Source organism: Pseudogemmobacter lacusdianii (assembly GCF_030848395.1).
Taxonomy (GTDB): domain Bacteria; phylum Pseudomonadota; class Alphaproteobacteria; order Rhodobacterales; family Rhodobacteraceae; genus Pseudogemmobacter; species Pseudogemmobacter lacusdianii.
In genome coordinates this window covers 12314-33353 of sequence record NZ_JAVDBT010000003.1, presented here as the reverse complement: position 1 = coordinate 33353, position 21040 = coordinate 12314, and the positions used below count along the sequence as shown (strand labels likewise).

Here is a 21040-nt window from a genome sequence, read left to right as displayed (position 1 = left end):
ACCAAAACGGCCGCCCGAAAGAGCGGCCGTTTGCATTTCATCTTGACCCAAATACTCCGGGGGTCCGGGGGCAGCGCCCCCGGCCTTGGCTCATTCGGCCGCGACCCGCTTGGGCTTCAGCATATCTTTCAGATAGCGCCCGGTATGGCTGGCCTCGACCTTGGCCACCGCCTCCGGCGTGCCGGTGGCCACGATCTGCCCGCCGCCATCGCCGCCTTCGGGGCCGATATCGATGATCCAATCGGCGGTTTTGATCACATCCAGATTGTGCTCGATCACCACGACCGTATTGCCCTGATCCACCAAGGAATGCAGCACTTCCAAGAGCTTGCGCACGTCTTCGAAATGCAGACCCGTGGTCGGCTCATCCAAGATGTACAGCGTGCGGCCAGTGGCGCGACGGCTCAGCTCTTTTGAAAGCTTCACCCTTTGCGCCTCACCGCCCGAAAGTGTGGTCGCTTGCTGGCCAACCTTGATATAGCCAAGACCCACCTCGCAAAGCGCGTCCATCTTCTCGCGGATGCTTGGCACGGCGGTGAAGAAGTCGCGCGCATCTTCACATGTCATATCAAGAACGTCAGCTATGCTCTTGTTCTTGAATTTAATTTCCAGAGTCTCGCGATTGTAGCGCTGCCCTTTGCAGGTCTCGCAGGTCACGTAAACATCCGGCAGGAAGTGCATCTCGATCTTGATGACACCATCGCCTTGGCACGCCTCGCAGCGCCCGCCTTTGACGTTAAAGCTGAACCGCCCCGGGCCATAGCCGCGCGCTTTCGCCTCGGGAAGCCCGGCAAACCAATCGCGGATCGGTGTGAAGGCCCCGGTGTAAGTGGCTGGATTCGAACGTGGAGTCCGGCCGATGGCGCGTTGATCGATGTCGATCACCTTATCAAGATGCTCAAAACCCTTGATCGTCTCGCAAGGCGCCGGGTTGTGATGCGCGCCATTCAACCGGCTGGAGGCGGTCTTGAACAAAGTCTCAATCGTCAGCGTCGACTTGCCGCCGCCCGAAACCCCGGTGACGCAAACGAATTTACCCAGCGGAAACTCCGCCGTCACGTTCTTTAAGTTATTCCCGGAAGCCCCGACAACCGTTAGCTTTTTCCCATTCCCGGCCCGGCGGGTTTTCTGGAAAGGAATTCCTCTTACCCCGGAAAGATACTGCCCCGTCATGCTGGCCGGATCGGCGGCGATCTCGGCCGGGGTGCCCTTGGCGATCACTTGCCCGCCATGCACACCCGCGCCCGGACCGATGTCGAAGACATAATCCGCCTCGCGGATCGCATCCTCATCATGCTCGACGACCAGCACCGTATTGCCCGCATCGCGCAGGTTCTTCAGCGTGGTCAAAAGCCGGTCATTGTCGCGCTGATGCAGACCGATCGAAGGCTCGTCCAAGACGTAAAGCACGCCCGTCAGCCCCGAGCCGATCTGGCTCGCCAGCCGGATCCTTTGGCTTTCGCCGCCTGACAAAGTGCCGGAATTGCGGCTCATCGTCAGATAGTTCAAACCAACATTCACAAGGAATCCAAGACGTTCGCGGATTTCCTTCAAAATCGCGCGGGCGATTTCATTCTGCTGGCCACTCAGCGAGCCGGGCACGGTCTGTACCCATTCGTAAGCCTCATGGATCGAGAGCCGAACGATCTCACCAATATGTTTGCCGTCAATCTTCACCGCCAAAGCCTCGGGCTTCAGTCGGTGGCCGTTGCAGGTCTGGCAATCCCTATGACCTTGGAACCGCTCCATATCTTCGCGGCTCCAAGCGGAATCGGTCTCGCGGTAGCGCCGCTCCATATTGGGAATGATGCCTTCGAACACCCGACGCACTTTGTAGCTGCGGCCGTTCTCGTCATAGGCAAAATCAATCTCTTCGCCCTTTGAACCCTGCAAGAACAGATACTTCACAGACTCGGGCAGATCGCGCCATTTCACCTTTTTATCAAAGCCATAATGCTTGGCCAAAGCATCGATGGTCTGGGTGAGATACGGCGATTTCGACTTCGCCCATGGCGCCAGCGCGCCTTGGGCGACCGACAACCCCTGATCGGGCACGATCAACCGCTCGTCAAAGAAGAGCTCAACCCCCAAGCCATCACAGGCCGGGCACGCGCCGAAGGGCGCGTTGAAGGAGAACAGACGCGGCTCAATCTCGGCAATGGTGAAGCCCGAGACTGGGCAGGCGAATTTCTCCGAATAGGTGATGCGCGCGGCCCCCTCATCGGCCATTTCGATCACTGCGATGCCATCGGCAAGGTTCAGCGCCGTGCGGAAGGAGTCAGCAAGCCGCGTCTCAAGGCCTTCCCTCACCACGATCCGGTCAACGACCACATCGATATTGTGGCGGAACTTCTTATCAAGAGTCGGCGGCTCTTCCAGCTCGTAGAATTCACCGTTAACCTTTACGCGCTGGAAACCCTGCTTCCGCAGCTCGATAAACTCTTTTTTATACTCGCCCTTGCGGTCGCGGATGATCGGCGCCAGCAGATAGGCGCGGCTGCCCTCGGGCATTGCCATCACCGCATCGACCATATCCTGCACCTGCATCGCCGTGATCGGCAGACCAGTGGCTGGGCTGTAAGGCACGCCGACGCGGGCCCATAACAACCGCAGATAGTCATAGATCTCGGTCACCGTGCCAACGGTCGAGCGCGGGTTTTTCGAGGTGGTCTTTTGCTCAATCGAGATCGCGGGGCTGAGACCCGAGATATGATCGACGTCAGGTTTCCCCATCATATCAAGGAATTGCCGCGCATAGGCCGAGAGCGACTCGACATAGCGGCGCTGGCCTTCGGCATAGATCGTGTCAAAGGCCAGACTGGATTTGCCCGAGCCTGAAAGGCCGGTGATCACCACCAGCTTGTCGCGTGGAATGTCGACATCCACGTTCTTAAGGTTGTGCTCGCGCGCGCCGCGGACTTCGATAAACTTCTGCTCAGCCATGACCAGCCCTACAAATATGCCCAACAGATAGGGCAAATCGGGCCCCGATCCAACTGGTTAATGAGAACGTAGCGCGAACAATCACGCAAGCGGGAAATGGGGGCGCGTTTAGCCTTGCACAAGGCGGCGCTTGGCATGCCAGCTATGCAGCCAGATGCCCGCAAGGCAACTGGCAATCGCGATCAGCACCATCGGCGTGGCGCCGCTATTGGCCAGCACGAATGCCAAAAGCGGCGTGCCGGTGGTGGTGCCCAGATTGCCCAGTTGCGCAATCGCGCCCGCGGCACCGGAACGGCCTTCAGGGCTGTCGTTGAGCTCGGGGATGGCCGAGAAACTGGCGCCTTGCACCACGCCCAAAGTGGCCGCAACCCAAAGCCCGCCGATCAGCATCGGCAGGCCCTGCCCCCAGCCAAGCCCCAGCAGGGCAAAGCCCGGCAGGCTGACCGCAAACCCCCATTGCACCAGCCGCACCGCTGGCAGCCGACCCAGAAGGTAGACGCCAAGTGTCAGCGAGATTGCCATGGAGATCAAAGGCATCGCGCTTGCCATCAGCCCGCGCATCTCTTGCGGCGCATGGGCGGGCAAGAGGGTCAGGCAGGCAACGTAAAGGAAGGTATAGCAAGCAAAGCCCATCGCCGGGGCGGACATCGAGGGCGAGGTGTAGATCTTAACATGCTCGGCCCAAAAGCTGCCCGTTGGAGTCGCTTCGGCCCTAGGATCGGCCGGTAGGACCAGCCAAAGGATCACCGCAAAAGCGGCCATCCAAGCCGCATGGCCGATGAACAAGGCGGGGATACCGCCCATTGCCAGCACTGTAGGCGCAATCAGCGCCAAAATGGCATAGGTGACAGCAAAGAAGGACGACCAAAGCGTCATCGCGAAGGGCCGCCGCGCGGGTGGGGCCAGACCGGCAATCATCACCGGACCGACGATCACGATCGCCAGATGCGAGCCGCCTTCCAGCACGCGGGCAAGGATCATCAGCGACCAACTGGGCAGCATCGCCTCGCCCGCTGAGACCAACGCCCCCAAGGCCAGGGCCGCCACAATGGCGCGTTTGGGGCCGATGCGGGCGACGATCAGCCCCGCGGTGGTGCCAAAGATCAGCCCGACGATGCCCACAACCGAGACGACAAGGCCAAGCGCCAGCTCACCATTGCTGCCATAAATGGCGCGCAACTCCTCGTAGATAACCGAGATTTTTCCAAATTGCGCGGCAGCGCCAAGGCCAGCACACCAGAGCAAAGTCACAAGCAGCATTGGAGAACGTGTCATGCCCATGAGCTAGCCGAGCCGCGCGGCAGGCACCAGAGCCGATGATCGAAATCATTGACAAGGGTAGCACATAGAAAAGGCCCAAGGTGTCCCTTGGGCCTGCGTTCCTTAACCCATTTGGGTCAAAGTTTAGATATGCAGCGCGCGCCCGTAAGCGTCGAGCACCGATTCATGCATCATCTCGGACAGGGTCGGATGCGGGAAGACCGTGTTCATCAGATCTTCTTCGGTGGTCTCAAGGCTGCGGCCCACGACGTAGCCTTGGATCAGCTCGGTCACTTCCGCGCCGACCATATGGGCACCCAACAGCTCACCCGTTTTGGCGTCGAAGATGGTTTTCACCATGCCCTCGGCCTCACCCAGAGCAATGGCTTTGCCGTTGCCAATAAAGGGGAAACGGCCCACTTTGATCTCAAAGCCTGCCTCTTTCGCCTTGGCTTCAGTCATGCCGACCGAGGCGATTTGCGGGTGGCAATAGGTGCAGCCCGCGATCGAGCCGGGCTTGATCGGATGTGGCTTTTGGCCTGCGATCAACTCGGCCACCATCACGCCCTCATGGCTGGCTTTATGCGCCAGCCACGGTGCGCCGGCGATGTCGCCGATGGCGAACAGGCCCGCGACGCCGGTGCGGCAATATTCATCCGTCACCACATGGGTGCGATCAATCTTAACGCCCAAAGCCTCAAGCCCAAGGCCTTCGACATTGCCGACAATGCCGACGGCCGAGATGACGGTGTCAAACTCATGCGTCTCGACCTTGCCGCCGATCTCGATATGGGCGGTGACGCCCTTGCCCGGCTTGCGGTCAAGCTTCTTCACCGCCGCCTTTTCCATGATCTTCATGCCTTGCTTGACGAAGGCTTTCTTAGCGAAGGTCGAGATTTCAACATCTTCGACCGGCAAGATGCGATCCATCACTTCGACCACGGTGGTATCCGCGCCCAAGGTGTTGAAGAAGCTGGCAAACTCAATGCCAATCGCGCCCGAGCCGATCACCAGAAGCTTTTTCGGCATCCGGGTCGCAACCAAAGCGTGCTTGTAATTCCAAACCAGATCGCCATCCGCCTCAAGCCCCGGCAATTCCCGCGCGCGAGCACCGGTGGCAAGGATGATGTTCTTGGCGGTCAGCGTCTCGCTGCCTTTCTCGGTTTTGACCGAGACGACACCGGCTTTCGGCAGGGTCGCAGCCCCCATAAAGACGGTGACTTTATTCTTCTTCATCAGATGGCCAATGCCGCCCGAAAGCTGCTTGGCCACCCCGCGCGAGCGCGCGACCACGGCGGGCAGGTCGAAACCAATGCCCTCGGCCTTTAGGCCAAACTCCTTGGCGCGGTGCATCAGATGGAACACCTCGGCCGAGCGCAAGAGCGCCTTGGTCGGGATACAGCCCCAGTTCAGACAGATGCCGCCGAGATGTTCACGTTCAACGATCGCAACCTTTTGCCCCAGTTGAGCGGCGCGGATCGCCGCAACATAGCCGCCAGGGCCTGCGCCCACGACAATCACATCAAAGCTTTGGTCGGCCATTCTTCCCTCCCTCGGAAAAGTGGTTTAGCCCTAAACCATCCTGAGCCGGCCAGCAATGAACCCCACGCCGCAGGCCCATGCACCTAGCGCATGGCTCAGCCGCGCATCTCTTGCACCAGTGCCATATAGCCGCCCGCATCCAAGAAGGCCTGCTCTTCGGGCGTATTTTCACGCCCAAGAGCAGCGTTGCGCAGCGGGAACCGGCCATAGCGGCGGATCATTTCGCGGTGCGCTTTGGCGTGCAAAGTCAAATCCGGCAGCGAGGGCATCCGGGTTTCCATCAGCTCAACCGCCAGATCCTGATCGGCCATATCCTCGGAATGCTCAAAGGCCATGTAGAAGAATTGGCGTTCAGGCTCAGGCACTTGCATATCCCATCCCTCGGCCAAAGCTTTGCGCGAAGCCGCCCGTGCGAGGTGATCCGAGGCAAATGACAGCGCATCGCCCCGATAGATATTGCGGGTGAATTGATCGGTGAGCAGCAGATAAGCCAAGGTCGGCGCCGGGCCATCGACCCAATGCTCAAGATTGCCTTCGCGCGCGGCCGTCACCAGTTCGCCAAAGCCGGTGGCACAGGCATCGTCAATCTCTTGCGTGCCCGCATACCAACCATCCGGGCCAATCTCATCAAGCCAGAAATCCAACACTTCCAACGGGTCAGACATAAACACCTCCACTTTGGCCTTAGCCTGACAGGCCTGACCGGCCAGCGCAACCATTGGCGTGCGGATGTGACCCTGCCCCGCCGGGCTTGGGTCACATCAAGGGTTTCAGGCGGCGTTAGAATCCGCCTTTGGCGCCTCGGGCGATGGGCCAATTTCGGGGGCGCTTTCCAACACCGCAACCGCCGCCACAGGCGAGGCGGTCGGCGTCACGCCACGATAGCCGCCTGTGGTGGAAGGCGCTGCGCGCCGGCTCATCCGCCAAAGCGTATAGCCCGCCATGATCGCGTAAAGCACGCACATAAAAAGGAAAAACCCGCGCGTGCCCACAACGCCCATCAACCAGCCCACAATCAAGGGACCAAAGATTGAGCCAAAGCCGTTGATAAAGATCAGCCCAGCGGAGGCCGCCGCCATTTGCTCTTTCGACAGAAAGTCATTGGTATAGGCGATCAGCAGCGAATACATCGGATAGGTGATGCCGCCCAGTATCATCGCGACGATCAGCATCGCCCAGAACGGCAGAATGAAGATCGTTGGCACCAAAAGCACAACGGTCGCCGCCGCCGAAAGCCACAGCATAATGGTCCGGCGATCCATCCGGTCAGAGAAATAGCCAACGGGGTATTGCAGCATCAGCCCGCCGACATAAAGCGCCGAGACAAAGAGCGCGATTTGCGACACCGACAAAAGGCTCAGCGTGCCCCAAACCGCCGCCATCCCGAACATCGCCGAGAAGATCCCGCCCGAAATCAGCATCCCCACGCAGCCCAAAGGCGAGATGGCATAGAGTTCGCGAACGCCCAACCGCGCCGTGCTCTCAAACGTCGGCGCCGGGGTTTTTGCCAGCAAAATCGGCAGGAACGACAGCGAGACCAGCACCGAGGAGATCAAGAACATGTCGTAGCCAAAGGGGTCGCCCATCGCCAACAAGCCCTGCGAGGTGACGATGCCCACCATCTGCACCATCATGTACAGCGACAGCGCCTGACCGCGGGTCTCATTGGTGGCGGTGTTGTTCAGCCAGCTTTCGGCGGTGATATAGATGCCCGCAAAGCCAAAGCCGATCACCACCCGCATGATCGCCCAAATCTGCCATTCGACCAGCATCGGATACGTCACCAACACCGCCGAGATCAGCGAGGCCAGTGCCGCGAAAACCCGCACATGGCCGACACTGCGGATCATCTCGGGCGCGAGCCTTGAGCCGACAAGGAAGCCCAAGAAATAGGCCGACATCACCACGGAAAGCTGCATCGTGTCGAAGGCTTCCAGCGTGCCTCGGATGCCCAGCAAAGAGCCCTGCACCCCGTTGCCAACCATCAGCAACATCACCCCCATCAAGAGGGGCCAAGACTGGAGAAATACTCTGAGCATCGTAACCTATCGTTTTATGCCCGGCTTGGGGCCACACCACATCATGAAGAAGTAAAACGCAATCGTCTGTGCAACACACAACAGAAGCGACACTGTGAAGGGAAAACCGCTGTTCGCTTGCCCTGAGATCAAGAGTGCCGCACTCAGCCCCATCCAGCCAGCGCTTTGGCACGCCAGCTTGCCCCCAACGGGATGGCCTTGAGCGAAGGGCGACACGGTCACGGCAAAGCGCTCATCCAGCGGTCCCGGGAATCAGCAAAGATGAATCACCATAGCTGAAGAAACGGTAACCAGAGGTAACCGCGTGGTCGTAAATTGCATCCACCGCCGCTTTGCCCATCAGCGCCGAGACCAGCATCAAAAGCGTTGACTTTGGCAGGTGGAAATTGGTCATCAGCGCATCGGTGACGCGGAACTGGAAACCGGGATAGATGAAGATATCGGTGGGGCCTTCCCAAGGCTCAACCGTGCCAGTCTCGCGCGCTGCCGTCTCGATCAGCCGCAACGCCGTGGTGCCGACCGGAATCACCCGCGCGCCAGCCGCCTTTGCCGCCCGGATCTCGGCGGCGGCCTCAGGCGTGACTTGGCCCCATTCGGCATGCATGCGGTGGGTGGTCACATCCTCGACCTTGACCGGCAGGAAGGTGCCCGCGCCAACATGCAGCGTGACTTCGACAAAGCGCACGCCCTTGGCGCGCAAAGCTGCCAAAAGATCGGCATCGAAATGCAAGCTGGCGGTGGGAGCGGCAACCGCGCCGGTATGGCGGGCAAAGACGGTCTGATAGTCTTGATTGTCCTGCGCATCGGCCGGGCGCTTGGCCGCGATATAGGGCGGCAACGGCATCGCCCCTGCTTGCGCCAAGGCCGCGTCAAAAGCCTCACCCTCTAGATTGAAGGCCAGATGCAGATCGGTCTCCCCCTTGGCCGTAACGGTGGCCGAGAGAGCATCCGAGAAGCGGATCACCTCGCCCTCTTGGACCTTGCGCAAGGGTTTGGCCAAGGCGCGCCAGCCGCCCGAGGCTGCGGGTTCGAGGAGCGTGACCTCAACCTTGGCGACGGCTTCGCCACGGGTACGCTGACCGAAAAGCCGCGCTGGGATCACCTTGGTATTGTTCAACACCAAAAGATCGCCGGGGCGGAAAATATCAATCAGATCAAGCACATGCAGATCGGTCAGCGTGACGCCGCCTGCCCCAGCTTCGGCCCGCAACAGGCGCGCCGATGAGCGCGGCTTCGCCGGCCTTGTGGCGATCAGCTCTTCGGGCAGGTGAAAATCGAAGTCAGAAAGCTGCATTATCAGTCCTCAGCCGCCGGGGGCCTTGCGCACCACGGGCGCCGGGCGGTGGAAAATCTCGCGGAACATGCCGGGCGTCAGGATCGAGAGCGGGTTCACCCCCACAGTCAGATTGTCCACCGGCCCCGAAAGCCGATAGCTGAAGCCAAAAAGCCCCTCGCCCCGGCGCGGCGCGAAAATCTGGCCGATGCCGTTCAAAAGATAGATGGGAGAGATCACGCCTTGCAGATCCAGTTTCTCAGAGGCGCTCGAATAGGCCCCTTCAAAGGAAATGCCAAGGGAGGCGCCGACCGCAGCACCTTTGGTGATTTGAACGCCTTCAGGGGCAAGGACAAACTCAACATCGCCTTCGTCGAAATGCAGCCCCTGCCCGTTCAATTGCTCTAAAAGCCCGACGACAGAGACGGCCGAGAGCAGCGCCGCCAGCGCCGGGGCCTCTTGCACCGAGAGCTTTCGGAAGGTGGCATTGCCAACATATTGCCCCTCGGGCCCGCGCGGCGAAAGCGTCATTTCAAGGCTGCCGCCACGGCCATTTTCAAAAAAGCCTGCCGCAGCCATCACCGTGCCAGCATTGCCCGAGGTGATTTTTACCGCAGTGCGACCACGATCTGGCACCACGGTGCCGTCAACCGCGCCCCTGCCATTGACCGCCGCCGAAAAGCGCCCGTCCATCCCGCCCTTCAGGGCCTTGAAGGTGCCGCGCAAATCGGTGAGCGCCACGCCAGATGAGACATCCAACCGGTCCAGCGCCACCTTCATCTCGGTGCCTTCGCTGCCCGCCCCGCCCGAGGATTTTGGCATCAAAGGCAGGCTCAGCCGTCCCGATTTCACCTCGACCAATGGCATGCGATTCGCGCCGCGCCCGACCAGGTCCACCGCGACCGAGAGCCATTCTCCCGCAACCAACCGCGAGAAACGCGCGCGCTCCAAAGCGCCGCCTTCGCTGGTGGTGAGCGTGCCTTCGGCCAAAAGCCCCGGCGCTTCCAGACGCAAAGCTGTGACCTCGGGCCGCGCGCCGAGCTTGGCGGAAAGCGTGAGCTGCGCCTTGCTTTTGGCCGCTTTGGCAAAACCTAAAGGCGGCACTTTGAGCACCGCGCCGATCAGCGAGGAGCTCAGCTCCAGCGTCAAGGGTGCGGCTTTCGGGATCACCATATCGACCGAAGCCTCGGCCTCGCCGCCAAGCCAGCCTTCCGGCAGAGCAATGCCAAACTGGCGCAGACGGGCATCGGTCAGTTTGACCTTCGCGCTGGCGGTCGCGCGGCCATTGGCCTCGGGGCCGAAAGGTTGCGTGAATGTGGCATCGAAGGGCAACTGATCCAACTGGCCCTTGCCCGAAAGCGCCAAGCCTTCGGGCGTTACTTTCACCGCCATATCGGGCAGGCTCAGCACCTTACCGGGCACCAGCACGGTCGAACGGAAGTCGCGCACCCGCCCCTCGACCTCATAGCTGACATCCTCAACCCCGATCCGGGCTTTCAGAGGAAAGCGCAGCAAGGAACGAATGTCGGCCTGACCGTCGCCCAGATCCACCGGCCGGCCGGCTTTGGTCAGGAACCGAAACGGTTCTTGATCCAACAAAGACAAAGCATCGGTCAGCCCCGAGCGCGTGGTCAGCGAAACCTCGGCCACGGCGGGGATTTGGGTGATATCGGGCACCACCAGAACCGAGCCAGCCGCATCAATCTGCCCGCCACTTGGCGCGGTGACATGGCCGCTTTCCAAGACCACGGTATAGGCATTGCCAAAGATCGTAGAACGCCCGGTGCCGTCTTGCACCGGTGGGAGCGTGCGGATGAACCGCACTTCAGCGCCTTCGAAATTGTAATCCAGCGCGAAGCGAGGCTCTTGGCCGGGCTTCAGCCGCAGGCTGGCATCGAAATCGCGGAATTCGCCTTGGCCAACGTTATCCGCCAGCCAATCGCGGGTTTTTGGCACCACCGCCACCGGCCAAAGCTTCATCAACCGATCCGCATCGATCCGGTCCAAGGCCACGTCCACCGCGCCGCTCCAGCCGCCCTTGCCTGCCGCAAGATCGCCGGTCAGCCGCAACTGCCCCTCGCCCTTGCCCAAGGACAGCTGGCCAATTTCGGCCCTGAACGGGTCAAGCGAGACACGCATCGACAAAGCACCGGTGTCAAAGCGGACCGGCTCGGCGAAAAGCCCTTCGGGATCGACCATAACTTCCGAGAAGATCAGCTGGCCCACGACTTGCGCCGGCATCTGGCCCACGCGGGCCAAATTGCCCGTGCCGTCTTGTAGTTCAGCCGAACCGCGGGCGCGCAAGCGAAGGCTTGCGCTTTCGACGCGCAAAGAGCCAAGCGTGACGCGCTGCTGCTCGGGGTCGTAGCGCAAAGCCAATCCCGCGCGATCAAAGGCGACAGGGGCTGCGTCTGGCGCGGGGCGCATCTCGCCCGCCCCCAAAGAAAGCGCGCCCTCAAAGCCCTTAAGACGCCCTTCGGGGCCGAGTTCGCCGATCATCCGGCCCGAGATCGGCGCGTCCAACAGCGCCAGAATCGCCAAGGGCGGCGCTTGCGCGGCAAGGTCAGCCGCCGCCATCCGATCGAGATTGGCCAAAATCCGCGCCGAGGAGTTGGACTTATCCGTCTCGATCGTCATCCGGGCTTGCGCCGGGGTCTCACCGTCGAGAAGCGTCAAGCTCAGCTCCGCCGCCAGAGCGGTGTCGCGGTTCTCCAAAATCAGACGGCCATCGCCCAACTGCCACTCCCGGCCGGCGCGGGCGTCTTTTAGGGTAAAGGTCAGCGCCTCGGCCTCGATGATCCGCAGCCCCGCCAGTGCCGGGGTCGAGAACATCCGGTCCAAAGCATCCAAAACTTCGGCCAAGGATTGCGGATTTTGCGCGCCCGAAAGCCCCCCGATCGACAGGCCAATCCGGCCCTCTGCGTCGCGCAATGCTTCCAACTGCGCGCCCATCAACCGCACCGAGCTGGGCCGGATTTGCCCCCTCAGCACAGCGGCAGGATCAAGCGAGACCTCCAGCTGCGGCAGAGCCAAAATCGCACGACCACTGGGTTCGATCAGTTGCAGATCGGTCAGCCGGAATCGCGGGCTGAAATCGCGGTGCAATGCCACCTCGATCTGGCCAAGGGCGATCGCCGCGCCGGGGGGCAAATGGTTGTTGGCACGCAGGCTGGCGTTGAGCCGTGCCTCGGCCTCGGCCACCACGAAAACCGGCAAGCCAAGGCTGCGCCCGGTCAGGGCCATGCCGCCGATGCCCACCAGCAAAGCCATAAGCAGGATCAAAAGCACCAGCCGCAAGCCGATCCGGGGTCTGTGCTTATGCTGTAAGTGCCGGTTGCGCCGGGATTTCCCAGGGGGAGACGACTCACTGTCATCGCCTGCACGCGGAGCACCGGCCGTCTGAGCAGGAGGATCGACGGACAGCGCTTCAGCGCCATCAGCAGCCGCCCTATCGCCTTGCTGCACAGGCCCTGCCGCAGCCGAAGACGCATCCGCCTTTGCCATCAGCCCCGTCCGCTGTGTCTCGCCCTCAGCCAACTGGCCCTCTGCCTCTGGTCTTTTGCTTTGCCCATCTTCATGCAGGCAGCATGCCCTTGCCTTCAACTTTGCCCGAAGGCAACAAGAACACCAAGCCCGGCCTTCGGGTTTGGCAAGGAGATGCCCATGCAAACAGTCACTTTACGTCCGGGCGACAGCGCCCCTGATTTCACTCTGCCCTGCAATGGCGGCACCTCGGTCACGCTTTCGGCTTTGCGGCCTGCCAAAGTGGTGCTGTTCTTTTACCCCAAGGACAACACTCCCGGCTGCACGCTTGAGGCGCAAGGATTTTCCGCAGCGCTTGCGGCCTTCGAGGCTGCAGGCACCAAATTGATCGGCATCTCAAGGGATTCGGTCGCCTCGCATGACAAGTTCTGTGCCAAGCATGATCTGCGATTGATGCTGGGCTCAGACGCCGAAGGGCTTGTTTCTGAGGCTTATGGCACTTGGGCCGAAAAGAAACTTTACGGGCGCGCCTTTATGGGCATGGTGCGGAGCACTTTCTTGATCGATGCAGATGGCAAGATCGCACAGATATGGTCACCGGTGAAAGTGAAGGGTCATGTCGAGGCCGTGCTGGCGGCGACTGAAGCCCTTTAATGCCAAAATGCCTGAACGGCCTTATGCAATCGGCTGAAGGTCAGATTCGCGGCTGATCACTTGGGCTGCGCCGCCCCAGCCAGCCCAGATGACCCACCGTCGCAGCGCCGTAAAAGCCGGTTCGGCAGGATCTTGCCGATCGCGCAAAGCCTTCCGGCGGCATTCCCGCGCATTGGGTCATACTCCTTGCGAGCCTAGACCCTGTTGTCTAATCAGTTGCCAGCGCGCCGCTTTTCGGCAGCCATCTTTGCCCCAATCATGGATTTAGCAACCCCGTGCTGACCCGCTTTGCCTTCCGGATCCACAGCCAGCTGGAACGGTATTTCCCGGAACAACGTCTGTTTCTGAAATCCGATCACGGTACGCGGTTTGTGCGCCTGCGCCCCTCGACCCAAGCCGTTGCGCTGGTTGTCGGGGCTTTGGGGCTGGCTTGGACCATCGTCGCCACCGCGATTATCATGATGGAGACGATCGGCGCAGGTTCGGCCCGCGATCAGACCCAGCGACAGCGGATGCTGTTTGAAGAGCGGCTTTCCTTCATCTCGGCTGATCGCGACACCCGCGCCGAAGAGGCCGTGCGTGCGCAGGAGCGGTTCAACGTCGCCCTCGCCCAAGTCTCTGAAATGCAAGAAAAACTCCTTGCCTCGGAAGACAGCCGCCGCGAGCTCGAGACCGGCGTTGAAGTGATCCAAAACACCCTGCGCCGCACCATTGCCGAGCGGGATGAAGCCCGCGCCGAGGCAGAGCGCATGAAGCTTGCACTGAACCAGCAAGGCGATGGCAGCACCGAGATGGGCCGGATCCGCGACACCGCCGAAACACTGGCCTATTTGACCAGCGCTTTGGGCCAAACCGCCCGCGCCCGCGATGCCGATGCTGCAGCTGCCGCCGAAGTGCAGGCCGCACTCGAAGCGGTTGAGATGGACAAAGCCGCTCTTGAGGCACGCAATGACGCGATCTTTGCCAAGCTCGAAGATGCGATGACCATCTCGGTCGCGCCGATGGAAAAGATGTTCCGGGCCGCGGGCCTGAACCCCGATGATCTGATCTCATCGGTCCGCAAGGGCTATTCGGGACGCGGCGGCCCTTTGTCGCCGATCACGGCCTCGACCTCGGGCGGCGCAGCGCTGACGGGCGATGAACTGCGGGCGAATGCGATTTTGAAATCGCTGGAAGAGGTCAACCTTTACCGCATGGCCGCCTTCCGCGTGCCGCTGGGTATGCCGGTCAAAAATTCGGTGCGCTGGACCTCGGGCTTTGGCGGCCGCAATGATCCCTTGGGTCGCGGCTACCGCAAGCATGAGGGTCAAGATTTCGGCGGCGATTATGGCACGCCGATCATCACCACCGGTGACGGTGTCGTGACTTTCGCAGGCTGGCAAAGCGGATATGGTCGCTTGATTAAGGTCCAGCACGCCTTTGGCATCGAAACGCGATACGCCCACCTGTCGCAGATCCGGGTCGAAGTCGGCCAAAGGGTCTCGCGCGGGGACCGGATCGGTGATATGGGAAATTCAGGTCGGTCCACCGGCACACATCTCCACTACGAAGTCCGGATCGGCGGCGGGGCCGTCAACCCGGTGAAGTTCATAAAGGCAGCCAGCGATGTTTTCTAAGAGCCGCATCAACGAGCCCGGATCTCCCAAAGCCGATGGCGATAAACCCAAGACCCCAGAGGCACCTGTGACCAAATCTTCGATGGACTTCTCGGCCGCATCGCCCAAGGGCAAAGCTGCCGCTTCTGTGCTGTCCTCGGACCTGACGGTTGTGGGCAATCTGCGCACCACGGGCGATATTCAAGTCGAGGGCACGGTCGAGGGCGATATCCGCGCCCACCTGCTGACGGTTGGCGAAAGTGCCACCATCCGCGGCGAGATCGTGGCTGATGATATCGTGGTCAATGGCCGCGTGATTGGCCGGGTTCGCGGGTTGAAAGTCCGTCTCACCGCAACAGCGCGGGTCGAAGGCGATATCATCCACAAGACCATCGCCATCGAGTCGGGCGCGCATTTCGAAGGTTCGGTGCAGCGTCAGGAAGACCCGCTGGCCACCGGCCGCAGCGCTTCCGCTGCTGGCACCGTGCCGCCCTTCCCGCCGGGCCCGGTTGGTGGCGAAGGCTAAGCCCTTCAGTCCAATTAGAAAACTTATGCAAAGGCGCGCCCAATCTGGCGCGCCTTTTTCATTGGGCCAGTGGCGCATGCCACGGCCCCCGTCCAATTCAGGCTTAAACGGTTGCCATGTTTGTTCTTAACGCTGAAACTAGCAGCGTTTGACTTCGGCTTTTTTAGACCAGACTGAATGAAAGGAATAAAATGCGCATTATCCCTATTCTCGCGGTCACCGCGGCGCTGTTCACAGCGGGCTGTGTGGATGAAATGGTCAGTGACCTATCGGTCGCGAATTCAGCGACAATCAGCCATACCGATCACAAGCTGACCACGGCCGAGCAGGTCAAGATCCAATCGGGTATGGCGAGCTACCTGAACACCCCGGTCGTCGTTTCTGGCCTTGATGCCAGCTACCGATTGCAAGACGGGCTGATCACGGTCTGCGGTTATGCCACCGGCGGCGGACCTCAGTCGATCTTTGCCGCGCATTTGGTAGGCGGCCAATTCCAACCGGTCCGCATTCCGGGCAAGGGCCAAGATCCGGCGCGTATTGCCGCCGTGCGGCAATACTGCCAAGCCAATAATATCCGGATCTAAAGAAAAAGGCGGAGGGTGCACTGCACGCTCCGCCATTTATCACGCGTCGGCGCGGCTCTTGCCGGCCATGTTCATCGCCAAAGTGGCGGCCATGAACCCGTCGAGATCCCCATCCAACACGCCTTGTGTATCCGAGGTCTCAAAGTTGGTGCGCAGGTCTTTCACCATCTGATAGGGCTGCAAGACGTATGAGCGGATCTGGTTGCCCCAGCCCGCATCGCCCTTGGCATCATGCGCCTCGTTGATCGCGGCCGAGCGTTTGTCGAGCTCGATCTGGAAGAGCCGCGCCTTCAGCGCGTTCATCGCGATCTCGCGGTTCTGGTGCTGTGACTTCATCGAAGAGGTCACCACGATACCGGATGGGAAGTGGGTGATCCGCACCGCCGAGTCGGTTTTGTTGACGTGCTGACCGCCCGCGCCGGACGACCGATAGGTGTCGATCCGGATGTCTTTGTCCATGATCTCGATGTCGATATTGTCATCGACCACCGGATAGACCCAGACCGAGGCGAAGGAGGTTTGCCGCTTGTCGCCCGAGCCGAAGGGCGAGATCCGCACCAGACGGTGCACGCCGCTTTCGGTCTTCAGCCAGCCATAAGCATTATGGCCGGAAATCTTGTAAGCCACGGATTTGATGCCGGCTTCTTGCCCGGCTTCCTCTGACAGCATCTCGACATTGAAACCACGGCGCTCGGCCCAACGGGTGAACATCCGCGCCAGCATCTCGGCCCAGTCTTGGCTCTCGGTGCCGCCAGCGCCCGCGTTGATCTCAAGGAAGGTGTCATTGGCATCGGCCTCGCCATTCAACAAAGCCTCAAGCTCTTTTTGGGAGGCGACTTCAACCAAGGCTTTGAGCGCGGTCTCGGCCTCGGCGATGATCGAATCCTCGCCCTCCATCTCGCCCAATTCGATGAGCTCGATATTGTCCTTCAGCCCTTGGTCGATCAGCTTATAGCCGTTGACCGCATCGATCAGCGCTTGGCGCTCGCGCATCAGCTTTTGCGCCTTTGCCGGGTCGTTCCAGAGGTCGGGCTGTTCGATCAGCGCGTTGAACTCTTCCAGCCGGTGCGGAGCGGTTTCCCAATCCAACCGTTGCGCCAAAAGCGCCAGCGACTTCTGGATCGCTTCAATATCGCCTTGGGTTTCTGCGCGCATGAGTGCGGTCTTCCTTCAACTTACAAGCGGCGTGATAGCGCCAGTCCCGCGCCCCGGCAAGAGCGCGGGCGGATCGCCTGCATCAGGTGTTAATAAAGTCCGCCCGAGGAGACGGTGCCAAAATCGGCCTTCTTCGGGATGACCTTGGTCTCGCCCGTGGCCGTGGTCACGCGTGAGCCTTGGTCAGCCTCGGTCTCGCCGTAGGCATAGAGCGGCAGGTTCTGCCCCATCTCAAAGCCACCATCGACGAAGACACCCAGACCGATCAGCGGGTCAGCGCCTTCGCGGAAGTATTCCGAGACGACATTGTCGCCCGTCGCATCCCCCGGCAAGGCTTGGCCGGTGAAGCGGTCGATCTTCATGAAATAGCCGCCCGGTGGGACTTTGAACGACGCACCGCCGTACTTCTTAATCGCCTCTTTCATGAAGCTCTCAAACACCGGCCCGCAGAAGCCGCCACCCGAGACCGAACCCAAGGAGCGTGGGTTGTCATAGCCGATGTAGCAGCCCGCGACGATGGTACTCGTATAGCCGATGAACCACACGTCTTTCGAGTCATTGGTGGTGCCTGTCTTACCCGCGACAGGCACGGGCAGGTTGATACCGCGCGCAGTGCCGCGTTGCACAACGCCTTCCATCATCGAGGTCAGTTGATAGGCGGTGATCGCATCCATCACCCGCTCGCGGTCCGAGCTGAGGCTGAGCCCCTTGCCCTCGGGCAGGCTGGTGGCGCTGCAATCGGCGCAAAGGCGTTTGTCGTGGCGATAGACGGTGCGGCCGTAGCGGTCCTGCACGCGGTCCACCAGGGTCGGCTCTACCCGCTCACCACCGTTGGCGAACATGGCATAGGCGGCGACCATTTGGAAAACCGTGCTTTCCTGCGCGCCAAGCGCATTGGCCAAATAGGGTTGCATCCGGTCATAAACGCCAAACCGCTCGGCATAGCCTGCGACCGTCTCCATGCCGATCTCTTCGGCAATCCGGATCGTCATCAGGTTGCGGCTCTGCTCGATCCCGGTGCGCAAAGGCGTGGGGCCGTAGAATTTGTTCGAGGCGTTTTTCGGCGTCCAAAGCCCCTGCGGCGTGTTCACCTCGATCGGCGCATCGACCACGATGGTGGCAGGGCTAAAGCCCGAATCCAAAGCGGCGGCGTAGACGAAGGGCTTAAAGCTCGACCCCGGCTGACGCTTGGCCAAAGTGGCGCGGTTAAAGACCGAATCTTGATAGCTGAAGCCGCCCTGCATCGCGATGACGCGTCCGGTGTTCACGTCCATCGCCATAAAGGCGCCCTGCACTTCCGGCACTTGCCGCAGGGTCCAGCGGATGAAGCTGCCGTCAGCGTCTTTGACCATGCGGCGGACATGCACCACATCGCCGGCTTTGAAATTGTCAGCAAAGCTGCCGCGCATCCATTCGATGTCATTGCGCGGCACCACCTGCGGCTCGGCCTCACTGGCCTCGACGCCTTCAATGCCGATGCGCATTTCGCGATCGCCGACTTCAAGCACAACCGCCGGGAACCAGCCCTCAATATCGCGCGGTACGCTGACGGCGGCCAAAGCGGCGCGCCAATCCGCCTCAGAGCCCAAGACGGACGGGTCCAGAGCTTCGCCCGTGCCGCGCCAACGGCCCAAACCACGGTCGTATTTCTCAAGCGCCACGCGCAGAGATTTCTCGGCCTGACGCTGCAGCTCGGGGTCGATGGTGGCACGGATGGTCAGACCACCGTTGTAGAACTCTTCCTCACCAAAGTCTTTCGAGAGTTGGCGGGCGATTTCTTCGGTGAAATAGGTGCGATCGGGCAGCTCTTCGCGGTAGGATTCGTAATCCCCAGCCATCACCGTCTTCAGAGGCAAGGCGCGCTCGGCGTCATGGACGGCCTGATCGATGTAGCCGTTTTGCAGCATCTGCCCCAGAACGTAGTTCCGACGATCCACCGCGCGGTCATATTCTTGCACCGGGCGCAGGCCGCGACCCGGAGATTTCGGCAAAGCTGCCAAATAGGCCGCCTCCCCGGGGCTCAACTGGTCGAGCGTTTTGTTGAAATAGGTCTGCGCCGCCGCCGCCACGCCGAAGCTGCGATACCCCAAATCAATCTGGTTCATGTAGATCTCAAGGATCCGGTCCTTGGTCAGCGTCTTTTCCAGCCGCGTCGCAAGGATGATCTCTTTGATCTTGCGTTCAATCCCTTTCACGCCCTTGCGGGTGCCATCAAGAAGCATGTTCTTGGCGACTTGCTGGGTGATGGTCGAGGCGCCACGCACATCCTCGCCCCGGCTTTTCACCGCATCGATGAAGGCCGAGACCATGCCTTGCGCGTCATAGCCGTGGTGGGTGTAAAAGTCCTTATCCTCAGCGCTGATATAGGCCTGCTTCACCAGATCAGGGATATCCGAGACCGGCACGAACAGCCGCCGCTCGCGAGCGAATTCGTCCAAGATCCGGCCCTCGCCGGTATAGATCCGGCTGATCGTGGGCGGCGTATATTGCACAAGGCTTTCGTGGCTGGGCAAGTCACGCCCATACATCCAGAAGATCCCACCAACGGTTATGGCGCCAAAAAAGGCACCCAGAGTGAGCATCGTGAAGATGGCCCCGAAGAAAGAGCCGATGAATCGTATCACGCGCACCCCCGCAGATTTCGCGCCGTCCTATATCAGACGTGGCGCGCCGTCAAAAGCTTGGGCAAACTTCGCCGCGTCACTGGCGGCTAGTTGCCCTTTAAAGCTCTGATCGCCTGATCTTCGGCCGCCCAAGCCTTCAACCCTTGCGTCAAAGCCGCCGCAAATTTCCCCCGCCATTCGGGGTCTTCCAACCGCTTAAGATCCCGCGCCGAAGACAGAAACCCCAGTTCGATCAGAACCGAAGGGATATCGGGCGATTTCAGCACCGAAAATCCGCCTTCTTGTTCAGGATGGCGGTGCATCCGCAACTCGGCGCCTTGGATCGCCGCAACCAACTGGGCCGAGAGCCGGTCGATCCGTGGCTTGGTCTCGGTCCGCGCCATATCCATAAGCACTGTGACGACAACGTCGTCTTGCGCGGAAAGATCCAATCCCGCCAAAAGATCGTCGCGGTCATGGCGTTCAGCCAGAGCCTGTGCCGCCTCATCGGTGGCATCATCGGCCAAACGATAAATCGTGGCGCCCTGCGCCTCGCCCTCGGCCAAGGCATCGGCGTGCAGTGACAGGAAGACATCCGCCCCGGCAGCGCGGGCGATGGAAATCCGGGTCTCCAGCGGCACGAAGATATCTTCGTCGCGGGTCATCACCACTTGGAAGCCGCCATCGCGCAGGAGGATCTCTTTCAGCTCACGCGCGAAAAGAAGCATCAGCCGCGCTTCATTCTGGTCACCGCTTTCTGCTCCGGGATCAATGCCGCCATGTCCCGGGTCCAGCACCACCACGATCGGGCCCTGGCCTTGCACGTCCGGCATGGGCAGTTGCGCGGCTTTCGGCGTCGCCCATTCGGGCGGCTCGGGCCGCGTGGCTTCCGCCGCAAAGGCCTCGGGCGAGGCTGCGGTCAGGTTCAGAGCGATCACCGCACCGGCCGCCCCTTTGGCCTCGCCCGTGGTCATGGCAGAGCTGGTGACGACCATCGGCCCGGCCAGTTCCACCACCAGCCGCGACCAACCCGGACGGAACACGCCCGCCCGAATTTCCGCGACCGAAGCCGGCAAAGCCAGCGCATCCACCCCGCGCCAGTCCACCTCGCGCACATCCAAGATAAGCCGAGGCGGGCCGTCCAACATGCGGATGCGCCACGGCACCGGCTGGCTGATCCCCAATTCCACCGACAGCGCCGCGGCATCGCCGCTGATCCGGCTTTGCCCGCCGTCAAACCGCGCCAAAGCCGACAGCTCTTGCGCCGCAGCCTTAGGTGCCGCGCTGCAAAGCCCGATCAAAACCAGCAGTGCCGCTAGAACCGCCCGCATAATCACCTCATCGCTGCCCGCCCGGCAGACCAGTATTCCTTGCAGCAGGCGG

14 protein-coding genes are annotated in these 21040 nt (G+C 61.1%); 4 read left to right on the top strand and 10 right to left on the bottom strand.

Translation table 11 applies throughout. The annotated features are described in order from the left end of the window. Window positions 1-90: 90 nt before the first annotated feature. The 7 genes from uvrA to Q9295_RS03310 all read right to left on the bottom strand — a co-directional run bounded on the left by uvrA (window position 91) and on the right by Q9295_RS03310 (window position 12345). Window positions 91-2943 (bottom strand): excinuclease ABC subunit UvrA, encoded by a 2853-nt coding sequence (gene uvrA / locus Q9295_RS03340; RefSeq protein ID WP_306679090.1) that lies wholly within the window; start codon window positions 2941-2943, stop codon window positions 91-93. Window positions 2944-3051: 108 nt separating this feature from the next. Continuing rightward, a complete protein-coding gene (locus tag Q9295_RS03335; protein WP_306679089.1) occupies window positions 3052-4218 on the bottom strand; it encodes an MFS transporter in 1167 nt (388 codons plus the stop codon). 129 nt (window positions 4219-4347) lie between these two features. Then, a complete protein-coding gene (lpdA, locus tag Q9295_RS03330) occupies window positions 4348-5745 on the bottom strand; it encodes a dihydrolipoyl dehydrogenase (protein WP_306679088.1) in 1398 nt (465 codons plus the stop codon). 95 nt (window positions 5746-5840) lie between these two features. Next, on the bottom strand, window positions 5841-6410 hold the full coding sequence (locus tag Q9295_RS03325; protein ID WP_306679087.1) for a DUF924 family protein: 570 nt from the start codon (window positions 6408-6410) through the stop codon (window positions 5841-5843). A 105-nt stretch (window positions 6411-6515) separates the two neighbouring features. After that, the gene (locus Q9295_RS03320; protein ID WP_373457415.1) at window positions 6516-7784 is read right to left on the bottom strand and encodes an MFS transporter; all 1269 of its coding nucleotides are present in this window, start codon (window positions 7782-7784) and stop codon (window positions 6516-6518) included. A gap of 232 nt (window positions 7785-8016) precedes the next feature. Then, the gene (queA, locus tag Q9295_RS03315) at window positions 8017-9078 is read right to left on the bottom strand and encodes a tRNA preQ1(34) S-adenosylmethionine ribosyltransferase-isomerase QueA (RefSeq protein WP_306679085.1); all 1062 of its coding nucleotides are present in this window, start codon (window positions 9076-9078) and stop codon (window positions 8017-8019) included. A gap of 9 nt (window positions 9079-9087) precedes the next feature. Continuing rightward, entirely contained in the window at window positions 9088-12345 is a 3258-nt protein-coding gene (locus tag Q9295_RS03310; RefSeq protein ID WP_306679084.1) for a YhdP family protein, read from the bottom strand. A 375-nt stretch (window positions 12346-12720) separates the two neighbouring features. Here Q9295_RS03310 and Q9295_RS03305 point away from each other — a divergent pair, with 375 nt between their 5' ends. From Q9295_RS03305 to Q9295_RS03290, 4 genes are all read left to right on the top strand, one after another. After that, on the top strand, window positions 12721-13194 hold the full coding sequence (locus tag Q9295_RS03305) for a peroxiredoxin (protein ID WP_373457414.1): 474 nt from the start codon (window positions 12721-12723) through the stop codon (window positions 13192-13194). Window positions 13195-13469: 275 nt separating this feature from the next. Next, window positions 13470-14810 carry a M23 family metallopeptidase gene (locus Q9295_RS03300; RefSeq protein ID WP_306679082.1) on the top strand — a complete coding sequence of 447 codons (1341 nt, stop codon included), beginning with the start codon at window positions 13470-13472 and terminating at the stop codon, window positions 14808-14810. Continuing rightward, complete coding sequence (locus tag Q9295_RS03295) at window positions 14800-15315, top strand: bactofilin family protein (protein WP_306679081.1); 516 nt, start codon at window positions 14800-14802, stop codon at window positions 15313-15315. The genes Q9295_RS03300 and Q9295_RS03295 overlap by 11 nt, the downstream gene beginning before the upstream one ends. A 191-nt stretch (window positions 15316-15506) precedes the next feature. Next, a complete protein-coding gene (locus tag Q9295_RS03290) occupies window positions 15507-15899 on the top strand; it encodes a hypothetical protein (RefSeq protein ID WP_306679080.1) in 393 nt (130 codons plus the stop codon). A 39-nt stretch (window positions 15900-15938) separates the two neighbouring features. Here Q9295_RS03290 and prfB read toward each other — a convergent pair whose 3' ends face one another. The 3 genes from prfB to Q9295_RS03275 form a co-directional block, all read right to left on the bottom strand. Next, window positions 15939-17054, bottom strand: a complete 1116-nt coding sequence (gene prfB / locus Q9295_RS03285) for a peptide chain release factor 2 (RefSeq protein WP_306679079.1) — start codon at window positions 17052-17054, stop codon at window positions 15939-15941. An 89-nt stretch (window positions 17055-17143) separates the two neighbouring features. Beyond that, the gene (locus Q9295_RS03280) at window positions 17144-19678 is read right to left on the bottom strand and encodes a penicillin-binding protein 1A (protein ID WP_306679078.1); all 2535 of its coding nucleotides are present in this window, start codon (window positions 19676-19678) and stop codon (window positions 17144-17146) included. Between the two features lie 86 nt (window positions 19679-19764). Next, the gene (locus Q9295_RS03275) at window positions 19765-20988 is read right to left on the bottom strand and encodes an N-acetylmuramoyl-L-alanine amidase (RefSeq protein ID WP_306679077.1); all 1224 of its coding nucleotides are present in this window, start codon (window positions 20986-20988) and stop codon (window positions 19765-19767) included. Between the last annotated feature and the right edge of the window lie 52 nt (window positions 20989-21040).